This window comes from Streptomyces griseorubiginosus (assembly GCF_017614965.1).
Classification (GTDB): domain Bacteria; phylum Actinomycetota; class Actinomycetes; order Streptomycetales; family Streptomycetaceae; genus Streptomyces; species Streptomyces griseorubiginosus_B.
In genome coordinates, this window is record NZ_WVUG01000269.1 from 1 (window position 1) to 12,223 (window position 12,223).

Consider the following 12,223-nt stretch of genomic DNA (forward strand, 5'->3'; position numbering starts at 1 on the left):
CCCCTGCCCCTCCCGCTGTGGGTACGGGGCGACACCAACGCGTTCTTCGGACTGGCCGTCAACGTCCTGGTCAATGTCCTGACGTTGACCGGGTTGTGCCTGGGCGTCGTCAAGATTCCGGAGGACGACGTCTTCCACACCATCCTGCCGGCCCTGGGCATCGCCCTGATCGCAGGCAACATCTACTACGCCTACCTCGGCCGCCGACTCGCACGGCGGGAGGGCCGGCAGGACGTCACCGCGATGCCCTACGGGCCGAGCGTGCCGCACATGTTCATCGTCGTGTTCGTCATCATGCTGCCGACCTACCTCAAGACCAAGGATCCGCTGCTGGCGTGGAAGGCCGGTATCGCCTGGGCCTTCATCATCGGTGTCATCGTCCTCATCGGGGCCTTCGTGGGCCCGTACATACGCCGGTACGCACCCAGGGCCGCCCTGCTCGGCACCCTCGCCGGCATCTCCGTCTCCTTCATCTCCATGCGGCCCGCCGGCCAGATGTGGGACCACCTGTGGATCGCCCTGCCGGTCTTCCTGCTGCTCCTGATCGGCCTCATGACCGATCTGAAGCTGCCCGGCAACATCCCCATCGGACTCGCCGCGCTCCTGGTGGGCACCGCGATCGGCTGGGTCGGCGGAGCGATGGACGGCTCCGCGGTCTCGGCTGCGGCCAACGACATCACCCTCGCCCTCCCGGGCCTCCACCTCGACACGCTGTTCTCCGGTCTCTCGGACGTCGCACCGCTGCTCGCCACCGCCATCCCGCTGGGCGTCTACAACTTCACCGAGGGCATGAGCAACGTCGAGAGCGCCGCTGCCGCCGGTGACAACTACAACCTGCGTTCGGTACTGCTGGCCGACGGCGCGGGCGCCGTCATCGGCTCGGCCCTCGGTTCACCCTTCCCGCCCGCCGTGTACGTCGGTCACCCCGGGTGGAAGAAGGCCGGCGGGCGCACCGGCTACTCGCTGGCCACCGGCGCGGTCATCGCCCTGATGTGCTTCCTGGGCATGTTCAGCCTGTTGGGTGCGATTTTCCCGGTCGCCGCGATCGTGCCCATCCTGCTGTACATCGGCCTGCTCATCGGCGCCCAGGCCTTCCAGCTGTCACCCAAGGCACACGCCGCGGCCGTCGTCGCCGCACTCGTGCCGAACCTGGCCTCCTGGGCCGTCGGCCAGATCGACAACGCCCTCGCAGCCGCCGGCACCAACGCCTCCAAGGTCGGGGAAGCGGGTCTGGAGTCGTCAGGTGTCGTCTACCACGGGCTGATGGTCCTCGGCCAGGGCGCGATCCTGGCGGGCCTGATCCTGGGCGCGCTCGTCGCGTTCGTCATCGACAAACGCTTCGTTCCGGCGGCAGCGGTGGCCCTGGCCGGAGCGGCGCTCTCCTTCATCGGGCTCATCCACGCCCCGAAAATCGACTGGAACGCCAGCGGGAGCGTCAGCCTCGGTTACCTCTTCGCCGCCGTCCTGTGCGCAGCCTTCGCCCTGACCCGGCCGACGCCCCGCCAGCCGGACGCCGAGGAACTGGAACTCGAGCGGCTGCACGGCGGCGGCTCCTCCGCCGCTGCGGCGCCAGAGCCGGAGGACGAGCAGGGACCTGACCCGGTCCCGGAAACCGCGCCGGCCGGCGTCGGCATCCTGCCGGACGCGACCACCGAGACCGCCGAGCCGCACAAATCGGCGGCCACCGACTGACGATGGCCCACCACAACTGACAACGACTCAAGGCGACTTCCGTGCGGCCGGGTGACCACCTGGCTGCACGGCCGCGCGAGGACGGACCGGACCCATGACCAACGGAGAGCGGATGGATGTGGACCTGCCACAGACGGTCGCTGAAGTGACGGCGGCCTTCGCTGGCTACGAGGAAGCCCTGGTCACCGACGACCACGAAGGCGTCACCGGGTACTTCTGGACCTCACCCGACACGGTCCGCTTCGGTATCGCCGACCGGCAGGCCGGGATCGAGGAAATCCGGAACTGGCGACGGCAACAACCGCCGCTTCCCCCGGGCAGAAAACTCTTCGACACCAGAATCAGCACGTTCGGGACCGACTACGCGGTGGTCACCACCCTGTTCGCCTACCCCGGGGATAACGCCGTCGGCCGCCAGACGCAGTCGTGGACTCGCTTCCCCGTAGGCTGGCGCATTGTCAGCGCCCATGTGTCGGAGGTGCCGGACGAGACCTCCCGGCCGGGCGCGTGAAGGGCCTTGGTGGCCATGCCGACGAGACAGGCCGCCTGACACATCCCGGGGACGGTGACCGGATCGCCCCATTCCCAGTGCGACGGCGGATGTTCTCCGCAGACGACCACAGCCGGCTGCGCCAAGTGTTGCCGCTGCTGCCCGGAGCCCAGAACGCCGCTCCGCAGACCGCTTCGACGAGGTGGTCGCGGCTTCGTGGAGGTGCACACCTGGAGCAAGGCCGTTGAGCTGGACCGCACCGACCCTGAGCGTCCCGTGGCCGTCACCGAGGACGGGCGCCGCCCTGCCGGCGACGTGCTCATCGGCGCCGACGGCATCGGCTCGCGCACACGTGACCTGATGGGCCTCCCCAACACGCTGGTGTTCTCCGGTGAGATGGCCTACCGGGTGCTAATCCTCGGCGAGCCGGTTGCTGCCGACCCGGCGACGCGCCCGGCATGCTGCAGGCCCAGTTCTTACCCAGCACGGTTGCCCACGCCGAGATCGTCTCGGCGGACCTCTGTCCATCTGCTCGGTCCGCGATCGGCAGGCTGGTCGAGCGCAGCAGTCGATCGACGCTCCTGGTCCGTCTGCCCCGCATGGGGGTTGGGGCGAGAATCCTGGCTGGTGAGCTGATAGTCCTGGCGGATATCGCGGACCATGAGCCGGTGGAAGGGCAGCCCCTTGCCGCTGGTCAGGCCGCGCTGGTTGAGGATGTCGGCGATCTCCGCATCGGTGTGGTCCTCGAGGAGGGTGTCGATGGCGGCGACGATGGGCTTCGGGGTCTGCCACAGTTTCCCGCCGCCCAGCGGGAGGGGCAGGTCGAGGGTGTGGTGCCGGCCGCCGGACAACCGGACCTGAGCGGTGATCCGTTCGGCCTTGATGAGGGTGACGTCTGTGATCAGCAGGCGGGCGATGCGTTTGCGTTCTCGCATCGGGGTGCCCGGATCGTGCCAGAGGCGGTGCACGTCGTCGGCCAGCTGGGCCAGTTTCTCACGCAGCGCCTCGTTGACGGGTTCGGCTTCGGTGCGGGCGCTTTCGATGTCCTTGCGGGCTGCGGCGACCTCGCGCAGGGCCGCCTTCCAGTCCGCTGCCAGGCTGTCGGCGACCAGACGGTTGTCGGGATCGATCGCGAGAAAGCGGCGTTTGGCCAAGTCGGCGCGGTGCTGGGTGCGTTGGAGGTGGGTGGAGCGGAGTCGGTCGGCGTCGGCGGCCTGGGCGGAGAGGCGGTCGGTGACTTTCAGGGCGGCCTCGACGGCGAGCGGGGTCAGTTCTTTCAACAGCAGGGAGGCGATGGCCTGTTCGATGCCGGGTCCGGGGATGCGCTGGCAGACTGTGCCGCCGTTTTGGATGGCGTGGGTCATGCACCGGTAGTCGGAGACCTCGCGGCCTTGCCGCAGGTGATAGGCGATGGTCATGCGTCGGCCGCAGCGGCCGCAGATCACCAGGCCCTGCAGCAGCGCGGGCCCTCGCGGGGTGCGGTCGCGGTCCGCTCCAGGCCGCGGGAGGCGGCCTGCGCGGCGAGTGCGGTCTGGTTCGACTCCCACCGGGCGAAGGTCACATAACCTTCGTGGTGATCTTGGATGAGAGTGTCCCGCTGCTCGCGGGGCAACAGTCGGATGTGGGTCCTGCCGTCGACACTGCGTTCGACTTTGCGCCGTCCATAGCAGAATGCCCCTGCATAGGGCGGGTTGTGCAGCACGTTGAGGACCTGCCAGTGCTTGAGCGGGCCCCAGACCAGCTCGCCCTTGCGTGGACCGGTGCGGATACGGGAGGGGAACCCTCCTTGTCACCGCCTTGCTGTGGTCATCCGCTGCGACAAACCTCCGGCCGCCGTCCATGCCATGCGCGCCAACACCTCCACCAACTCGCCCGCCACTGCGACCGGCGCCGACGGCTCGTGCCGAACGGCCTGCAGCGACACGGAGATTGGGGGCGACTGCCTGGGTCCAGGCGGCCATACCGGAGCGGGCCAGCACCGCCCACCCGTGCCGGGATCCCCGGTCGACACCGCCGAGGACCGCGGCCCGCAGGTCCTCATACCGCCGGGCCATTTCGGCCCCGCCTGCCCGGGACACCGCTTCACCAACGGCGATGGACTTCCTCCGCAGAGCGTGGCTCGCGCCGCCTGGCCAGGACTTTCTCCCCCGACCGCGGATGAACTGTGATACCGAACCGTTCCAAGACCGCTTCCGCCAGCTGGGGCGGCCGCAACGAGGCATCGCCGGCCCGGAGTTGTTCGATGAACTCCATGACCTCCTTGGTGAGTTTTCGCGGTCCCTTCGGGCCGGGCTTGCCCGGCACCAGCGCGGCCGGCCCGCCTTCGTCCAGCGCGGCGGCGATCACATAGAAGGTGTGCCGGCAGAACCCGAAGGCCGCAGCTGCTTGGGCCACGGGGACGGTACAAGTTCGCTCAGCTCTATCCCAAGAAGGAGCACGGCGCCGTCTTCGGCAACGGCAAGTTTCGGGTCGTACCACCGGCGCGGAGGCGCTCCATATCGACCTGGACCGCGTCATCGTCGAGCTCATGTCGGGGAGCGAGTGAGGAAGCCTTTCGGTACTTCCCGGTAGCGCAAACGGAAGTTGTACGATCCGTTTACACGTCCAGTCGGTCACCACCGTGTGGGGCGGGTGTAGGAATTCGAAATGCGCGAAAAAAAAGGGGGCATCGTGCCCGGACTGTTCGACGATGTCACCCCGCCATGGCGGCTGTCCTGACGGAGGGCTCCCATGAGAGTTGGGCCCAGCACCACGCACCGCCCGGTGCCTGGCATACCGCTCGTCGGTCGCCAGGCCGAGATCGCTCAGGTCACGGATGTCGTGGAGGGGCGTGGCGAACAACGGCCGTTCCTCCTGCTGGGCGAGGCCGGTACAGGCAAGTCGAGCCTGCTGGCGACCGCCGTCGGGCATGCGCGGGACAGCGGAACACTGGTCCTTACGGCCCGGGGCATCGAGGCCGAGTCGCGACAGTCCTTTGCGTCCCTGCACCTGTTGCTCCTCCCCGTTCTGCCTGACATCACCGCGCTGCCCGACCACCTCCGTACGGCACTTGAGACAGCGTTCGGCCTCGCTCCGGCCGAAGGGCCGGCCGATCCCCTGACTCTGCGTATGGCGGTGTTGACGCTGCTGACCGGGGTCTGCAACCGGCAGCGGGTCCTGCTGGCCGTGGACGACGTCCAGCACTTCGACCGGGACTCGCTCGATGTGCTCAGCTTCGTGATGCGCCGGATCACGGCACAGGGCGTGCCGTTACTGCTGGCTGCACGCGGGCAGACGATCCCCGAGGGGGCTCCGGCGGACGTGGGCACTCTGTTGTTGGAGCCGCTGAGCGAACAGGCCGCGGCTGAACTCGTCGACGCTCAGCCGCATGCGCCCACAGGCCGGACGCGCAGCGACCTGTTGCGGCAGGCCGAGGGAAACCCGCTGGCCATCGTCGAACTGTGCCGTGCGGCCGGAATGAGCGGGGCGGGCGTACTGCCCGGTGGCGGACTGCCGCAGACGGAACGCATTCAGCAGTTGTACGCCGCCCGCCTGCGCGGCCTGCCGGAGCTGACCCAGCGGCTGCTTCTGTACGCCGGGGCGTCGGCGTACGAAGACCTCGCCATGATCATGGCTGCGGCCGGCGCGGGGGCGGATCTGGGGGCCTGGGCCCCGGCCGAGGAGGTCGGCCTCGTGAGTGTCGCCGACGGGCGGGTGGTTTTCCGGCATCCGCTGGCACGCGCCGGTTCCTATCATGGGGCCCCCGCCCACCTCCGGCAGCAGGCCCACCGGGATCTGGCGGCTATTCCCACGGCTGACCCGGCCGGCCGGGCGTGGCACCTGGCCGCCGCGTGCCTCGGCCAGGACGAGTCCGTGGCGGCGGCCCTGGAGGACACCGCCGAACTCGCCGAACGGCGCGGGGGCCTCTTCGCGACGGCACAGGCGCTCGAGCGGTCGGCGCAGTGCAGTCCCGCGGCCGCCGACCAGGCGCGCCGGTATGCCAAGGCCCTGAGAGCCGCCCAGTGGGCCGGAGACCCTTCGTGGGTGCGCGAGTTGTATGACAAGGTCACCGCGCTGACCGAGGACCGGAACCTGCTGGGGGTCGCGGCCTGCGGCGCCGGGATGTCCCTGTCGTTGCTCGGCCACCAGCGCCAGGCATTTCGGGTACTGATGAGCGCGCTGGAGCCAGTTCCCCCAGGGGACGGTGCGACGTGCTCCACCTGGCCTCCATGCTCCAGCCCGTTGCGTTTCAGTCAGGGTTGCCCGAGGTCAGAGGATCGATCGCAGCCCTGCTCGACGGAGTGCAGGACGGTAACCCTGACACGCCCTATCCGGATCTGACCATTAAGGAGACGGCAGACGCGGCGCGGGCCGTGAACCTGGCCGGGGCCGAGCCGACCGAAGCCGCCGACCTGTTGCGGAGGATCCGTCGGCGGACGGGCTTGCCGGAACCGCCGCCCGGCAAAGCGGAGATGATCCGGGTGCACAGTCTCGGCAGGCTCGCCTGGTACGCCGACGAGTCCGATCTGTGTGTGGGGTCGCTCCGGCAGGCGTACGCCATGATGAGAGCGTACGGGTCCGAAGGCTATGCCGCGCTTTCGCTGGCGGCGATGTGCTCGGCACTGATCGACACCGGACGGTGGGCGGAGGCGGACGAGCATCTGGAGGAGACCGCGACGCTGGCCGCCGTCCGGAAGCTGAGGCACCTCCAGATAGACGTGGAGGCGCTGCGGATGACGCTGAGTGCGCTGCGCGGGGAAGCCGCAGGCATGCCAGCGGCCCCTTCCTGGACGGCGGTCGACTTGGAGGAGAACGGCGCCACCCACGCACTCCTGCTGCGGGCCGCCGGCACCGGTGCCGCGGCGGCCGGCGACTTCGACGGCGCGTTCCGGCACTTCCGGCAGCTGTTCGGCGAGGACGGCACACCTCTGCACTACTTCCTGTCCCCCCGATCGGTCACCGACCTCGTGGCGGCCGCCCAGCGCACGGGCCGGCAGGAGGAGGCCGCGCACGTCCTCGCGGCGGTGAGCGAGGCGATGGGGCCGCAGCCGACGACCCGGATGACTCTGCTGATGCATCATGCCGCCGCACTGACCGGCGACCCCGAGGATGCCGAACGCCACTTCCGGCTTGCCACGGTCAACCCAGCGGGCGATCAGTGGCCGCTGGCACGGGCGCAGGCAAGGCTCCACTATGCGCAGTGGCTGCGCAGGCGGCGGCGCCCCCTGGACGCCCGCCCCCTCCTGACCACGGCCCTGGAGTCGTTCACCCGGCTTGGGGCGGCCGGCCTGGCCGAGGAAGCACGGGTGGAGCTACGGGCCAGCGGCGTGGCTACCGCGCCCGCCAAAGCCGATCCACTGGCAGAGCTCACTGCCCAGCAGCGCGAGATCGTACGGCTGGCGGCGCGGGGCCTGCGCAACCGGGAGATAGCCGAGCAGCTCAAGCTGTCTCCTCGCACGGTGAGTTCCCACCTGTACAACGTGTATCCGAAGCTGGGTGTCAGCAGCCGCCACCAACTCCGAAGCCTGTTCGCGGACTGGTGACCGCTGTGGTGAACCGTATGGTGAAGGGATGCGCTGCCGCGGCGCTGCCTCACCCCCCGTAGCCGTCGGCGGAAGGCCAGAGGGCGGTCAATCGTCATGTTGCAGGGAGCCACATGAATCCCCACTCCGCCAGGGTCACCGGCGGATCCGGCCGATCTTCCACCGTCCTCGACCCCGCTGTTCAGCGGCTGGTCGACGCCTCGGCCGGGCCGCCCTACCTGCACCAGCTGGGTCCCGTGGACGGGCGGCAGGCACTGCCGGAGATGCAGGGCCAGGCGTGTGACGACTTCGACGTGGACGCCGAGTCCAGGTTGGCAGCGGTGAGTCCCTCCGGGCTCGTCGGCTTCTGGCTGTTCCGGCCGACGCGGCCGACCAGTCCCCTTCCCGTGGTCGCGTAACTGCACGGCGGCCGGTGGATGCTCGGCGACGCCCGGACCCACGCACGGTTGATCAGCGAGCTGGCGGCCACCAGTGGCGCCGCCTTCGTGGTGCCCGAGTACACCCGCACCCCGGAGGCCCGATATCCGATGGCGCTGGAGGAGTCGTACGCGGTACCGACGTGGGTGGCCGAACAAGCGGCCGAACTGGCCCTGGACGAGCGGAGGTTCGCGGTGGCCGGCGACTGCGTCGGCGCGACCATGGCCACCGCGCCCACCATGATGGCCAAACAGCGCGGCGGCCCCCGCATCCGCGCGCAGTTGCTCTACTACCCGATGACCGACCCGGACGTCGACACCGTGTCGCGAGAAGAGTTCGAGTACGGATACCTGCTGACGCGCGCGAACGTCGAGTGGTACTGGCGGCAGTACGCCGACGACGAGTGTGAGCTCGCCGAGCCCACGGCCACGCCACTGCGGGCCACTACGACGGATCTCGCGGGACTGCCTGCCGCCCTGGTCGTGTCGGCGGAAGCGGACGTCGTACGGGATGAGGGCGAACAGTACGCCTGCTTGTTGCGGCTGTCGGGTGTGCCGGTGACCGCCGTTCGCTATCTGGGGACGGTGCACGACTTCGTCTTCCTGAACCCCTTGTGGAACAGTCTGCCCACGCGGGCCGCGATCAGGCAGGGCGGCCGCTTCCTCGAAGACGCCCTGGCCCGCCGGTACACGACTGGCTCGGTGTACGGCAGACGCCGTGGTTGCCCTGTTCGCGCGGCTGTCAGGGGAATCGACCGTCAACTTACTGATGCCTGCGGACCAGGGGCTTGGCAGGGTGAACGCCGTGAGGCCGCCTACGGCGGCACGTCCTTCACCTGGAGAGCAGGATGTCCATCGCCGAGGCGGTTCTCGAAGCGGGCGCGCAGGCGTTCGCCGACGCGACCGCGCACCTTCCGCTTCTTGACGACGTCGGCCTGGTCGAGGGACGTAAGGCCGGCGACAGGGTGCAGGACGGCGACGTACCGGTTGTGGACGCCGAGGTGGAGGACCTTCTCATCCCGCGAGGTCCGTCGGGCCGGGTCTCGGTCCGCGTCTTCCGCCCGGTCGACACCCAGGGACCTCTGCCGGTGATCTTGTACGGGCACGGTGGCTGGGTGTTCGGGAACGCCCGCACCCATGACCGGCTCGTCCGCGAACTCACCGTACGCGCACAGGCCGCCGCGGTCTTCGTCAACTACAGCCTGTCGCCCGAAGCGAAGGACCCCACGGCGACCGAAGAGATCTACGCGACGTTGCTGTGGCTCTCGCAGGAGGGAGCCGCCCACGGGTTCGACCCGGCCCGCACCGCGGTGGCCGGAGACTGCGCCGGCGCCAACATGGCCGCGGCCACCGCTCTCCTGGCAAAGCAGCGCAAGGGTCCCGAACTCGTGGCGCAACTGCTGTTCTTTCCCGTCACCGACGCGAATTTCGACACCGGTTCCTACGAGCAGTTCGCCAGTGGCTACTTCCTCCGCCGCGAGGAGATGAAGTGGTTATGGGACCAGTACACGACCGATCCCGTCGACCGTGCGGAGATCACCGCCTCACCGCTACGGGCGAACCAGGAACAGCTGGCCGGGCTACCGCAGGCACTGGTCATCGTCGCCGAAGCGGACGTCCTGCGCGACGAGGGCGAGGCGTAAGCCGCCAAGCTACGCGACTCCGGCGTGCCGACCACGGCGGTGTGCTACCGGGGCACCATCCATGGCTTCACCGTCATAAACGCGCTGCGGGACACCTACGCCGCCCGGGCCGCGACCCAGCAGGGCGGCGATTTCCTCTACGACGTGTTGCATTCCTGAGCTTTCGGTGGCCGTCGGCTCGCCGGCCGCTTCCTCCGATTCTTTCCGTCGATCACGATGTCAAGGGGGGACAGGTGTCCGTCGTCCTATCCACTGCGTTACTGTCCGCAGTCGGCCTGCTCGCTTCCCAGCGAGAAGGCCGAGATGTTGCTGACCTGGTCGCCGGACGTTGACGGGCACCCGTTCCGCAGGGCGGGGGCGAATGTAGGAAGCCGGCGCTCCGTGTGGAGCGACGAGCGGTTGTGGTCCCCGCGCGGCACCCGCTAACAACCGGAATTGATCTTTCTGCTTTTGGCCGCAATGGGAGAGCAGACAACCAGACAGCCCTCACAAGAGGGCCGCATTCCTCATAACCAGGGGCCGCTCGAGCAGGGGAGGACACCCAATGAGTCAGAATTCGACCGGCCCGCGCGATCAGTCAGAGGACCGGCGCAAGCCGAGTCTGCAATCCGGACAGGGGACGGATACACCACACGGACCGGTCGTGATCAGCTCCGAACCTGTGCCGTTCAGACTCGTCGTCCCGGACGAGCGGACTGTTTGGTTTCCGGGAGACCTCTGCTACAAGAGCACAGACCCTTACGCCGTGCGCATCACCTTCCGCATGGACGACTACACGATGGACTGGATCTTCGCCCGCACGCTGCTCATCGGCGGGTTGCTCGAGCCGATCGGCGCCGGCAATGTGCAGATCAGCCCCTGCCGCCACAACGGCCTTGACACCGTGCAGATCACTCTGAAACCTCACCAGGTGTACGTCGTACTGGAGGCCCCGGCCCGGATGATCGCCGGTTTCCTCAAGCGGACCTGCCAAGCCGTGCCCCTCGGTACGGAGCACCATCACCTCAACCTCGATCTTCTCGTTTCGCGTCTCGTCCACGACGTCGGGTGACCATCCAGGCCGCATGACCCGAGGCTGCCCGATTCAGTTCCCTGTCAATGACCGTGGGCACGAGGCCGGGCCGTCACCGGACGAACCGGGAAAAGCGCCGGGCCCGACCGGCCTGCCCATCTCTTCCACCCAAAATTGCTTGTCAGAGAGAGGGATCGTCATGGACTGGCGCTTCAGGGCGGCATGCAGTGAGGCGGACCCTGAGCTGTTCTTTCCCGTCGGCAACTCCGGTCCGGCACTCCTGCAGATGGAACAGGCCAGGGCTGTGTGCCGTGTCTGCCCCGTTACGGAGGAGTGCCAACAGTGGGCGCTCGACTCCGGCCAGGACACCGGTGTATGGGGTGGCTTGACTGAGGAGGAGCGTCGTGCACTGAAGCGTCGCGCCGCTCGCAACAGAACCCAACAGGAAAGCAGCTAGCCGGCCCTTACGCTCACGGCGGTGTTTCGACGCTCCAGCTTCATTGTCGACACGCCGCCAGCTGTTGGCGGACCAATCCGGGCCGGTCCCGCTGGGGCCACCGTCGGCGAGTTCTGAACGGCTCCCTCATGGCCACTCTCGGCAGCGAACGCCGATCCCCACCCTCAGCCCCTCCACAGTCGACCCCGGCCCACACCGGCGGCTGGGCATCACTCGAAGGACGGATCACCATGACGGACACCACCACCCGTGTCGCCCTGGTCACCGGCGGTTCCGGCGGCATCGGCCGCGCGGTCGTCGAGCGCCTCGCCAAGGACGGCATCGCCGTCGGCGTCCACTACGCCGGCAACAAGGACCGCGCCGAGGACACGGTCGCTGCGGTCACCGCCGCGGGCGGCCGGGCGGTCGCGGTCGGCGGTGACGTCGCCGACGAGCACGCCATGGCGGCGGCGTTCGACGCCACAGAACAGGAGTTCGGCGGCATCGACGTCGTCGTCAACACAGCGGGCATCATGCTGCTCTCGCCAATTGCCACGCTGGACTTGAACGATCTGGACCGGATGCACCGCACCAACATCCGCGGCACCTTCGTCGTCTCCCAGCAGGCGGCCCGGCGGGTGCGGCCCGGCGGCGCGATCATCAACTTCTCGACCTCGGTGACCCGCCTGCAGTTCCCGACCTACGGCGCCTACGCAGCGAGCAAGGGCGCCGTCGAGGCCATGACCCTGGTCCTGGCCCGCGAACTGCGCGGCAAGAACATCACCGTCAACGCCGTGGCCCCCGGTCCCACCGCCACCCCCCTGTTCCTTCAAGGCAAGGACCAGGCCACGATCGACAACCTCTCCAAGGCCGCGCCGCTGGAGCGCCTGGGCACGCCCGAGGACATCGCGGAAGCCGTCGCGTTCCTCGCCGGCCCGGCGCGCTGGATCAACGGACAGATCCTGTACGCAAACGGCGGCCTGGCCTGACCACTTCCCCCTCCCTTCCCCTG

14 protein-coding genes are annotated in these 12,223 nt (G+C 68.8%); 11 read left to right on the forward strand and 3 right to left on the reverse strand.

All coding sequences use genetic code 11. From position 1 onward, the window contains the following. A partial coding sequence (locus GRC12_RS34200) for a regulator (protein ID WP_308286702.1) occupies nucleotides 1-1,692 on the forward strand: 1,692 nt, incomplete at its 5' end. A gap of 94 nt (nucleotides 1,693-1,786) precedes the next feature. Beyond that, nucleotides 1,787-2,203, forward strand: a complete 417-nt coding sequence (locus GRC12_RS34205) for an AtzH-like domain-containing protein (RefSeq protein WP_244374214.1) — start codon at nucleotides 1,787-1,789, stop codon at nucleotides 2,201-2,203. 455 nt (nucleotides 2,204-2,658) lie between these two features. On the opposite strand, the gene GRC12_RS34210 is transcribed toward GRC12_RS34205, so the two are convergent. The 3 genes from GRC12_RS34210 to GRC12_RS34220 form a co-directional block, all read right to left on the reverse strand. Then, complete coding sequence (locus tag GRC12_RS34210; RefSeq protein WP_244374215.1) at nucleotides 2,659-3,600, reverse strand: hypothetical protein; 942 nt, start codon at nucleotides 3,598-3,600, stop codon at nucleotides 2,659-2,661. Nucleotides 3,601-3,623: 23 nt separating this feature from the next. After that, a complete protein-coding gene (locus tag GRC12_RS46540) occupies nucleotides 3,624-3,950 on the reverse strand; it encodes a recombinase family protein (RefSeq protein ID WP_308286704.1) in 327 nt (108 codons plus the stop codon). Nucleotides 3,951-4,264: 314 nt separating this feature from the next. Beyond that, the gene (locus GRC12_RS34220) at nucleotides 4,265-4,576 is read right to left on the reverse strand and encodes a helix-turn-helix domain-containing protein (RefSeq protein ID WP_208783738.1); all 312 of its coding nucleotides are present in this window, start codon (nucleotides 4,574-4,576) and stop codon (nucleotides 4,265-4,267) included. A 369-nt stretch (nucleotides 4,577-4,945) separates the two neighbouring features. On the opposite strand from GRC12_RS34220, the gene GRC12_RS34225 reads away from it, so the two are divergent. The 9 genes from GRC12_RS34225 to GRC12_RS34255 all read left to right on the forward strand — a co-directional run bounded on the left by GRC12_RS34225 (nucleotide 4,946) and on the right by GRC12_RS34255 (nucleotide 12,200). Then, on the forward strand, nucleotides 4,946-6,502 hold the full coding sequence (locus GRC12_RS34225) for an AAA family ATPase (protein ID WP_208783739.1): 1,557 nt from the start codon (nucleotides 4,946-4,948) through the stop codon (nucleotides 6,500-6,502). After that, entirely contained in the window at nucleotides 6,463-7,704 is a 1,242-nt protein-coding gene (locus GRC12_RS46785) for a helix-turn-helix transcriptional regulator (protein WP_308286703.1), read from the forward strand. The genes GRC12_RS34225 and GRC12_RS46785 overlap by 40 nt, the downstream gene beginning before the upstream one ends. Before the next feature lie 113 nt (nucleotides 7,705-7,817). Continuing rightward, nucleotides 7,818-8,102: a hypothetical protein gene (locus GRC12_RS45955; RefSeq protein ID WP_244374217.1), complete on the forward strand. Its 285-nt coding sequence runs from the start codon at nucleotides 7,818-7,820 to the stop codon at nucleotides 8,100-8,102. Continuing rightward, on the forward strand, nucleotides 8,103-9,212 hold the full coding sequence (locus tag GRC12_RS47145; protein WP_439959922.1) for an alpha/beta hydrolase: 1,110 nt from the start codon (nucleotides 8,103-8,105) through the stop codon (nucleotides 9,210-9,212). Beyond that, nucleotides 9,209-9,763 (forward strand): alpha/beta hydrolase, encoded by a 555-nt coding sequence (locus tag GRC12_RS47150; RefSeq protein WP_439959920.1) that lies wholly within the window; start codon nucleotides 9,209-9,211, stop codon nucleotides 9,761-9,763. The genes GRC12_RS47145 and GRC12_RS47150 overlap by 4 nt, the downstream gene beginning before the upstream one ends. A gap of 24 nt (nucleotides 9,764-9,787) precedes the next feature. Next, the gene (locus GRC12_RS47155; protein ID WP_439959921.1) at nucleotides 9,788-9,922 is read left to right on the forward strand and encodes a hypothetical protein; all 135 of its coding nucleotides are present in this window, start codon (nucleotides 9,788-9,790) and stop codon (nucleotides 9,920-9,922) included. A gap of 385 nt (nucleotides 9,923-10,307) precedes the next feature. Beyond that, nucleotides 10,308-10,814 (forward strand): SsgA family sporulation/cell division regulator, encoded by a 507-nt coding sequence (locus GRC12_RS46545; RefSeq protein ID WP_280117559.1) that lies wholly within the window; start codon nucleotides 10,308-10,310, stop codon nucleotides 10,812-10,814. 160 nt (nucleotides 10,815-10,974) lie between these two features. Continuing rightward, entirely contained in the window at nucleotides 10,975-11,232 is a 258-nt protein-coding gene (locus tag GRC12_RS34250; RefSeq protein ID WP_208783741.1) for a WhiB family transcriptional regulator, read from the forward strand. 230 nt (nucleotides 11,233-11,462) lie between these two features. Further along, complete coding sequence (locus GRC12_RS34255) at nucleotides 11,463-12,200, forward strand: SDR family oxidoreductase (RefSeq protein WP_208783743.1); 738 nt, start codon at nucleotides 11,463-11,465, stop codon at nucleotides 12,198-12,200. The last annotated feature ends 23 nt before the right edge of the window (nucleotides 12,201-12,223 follow it).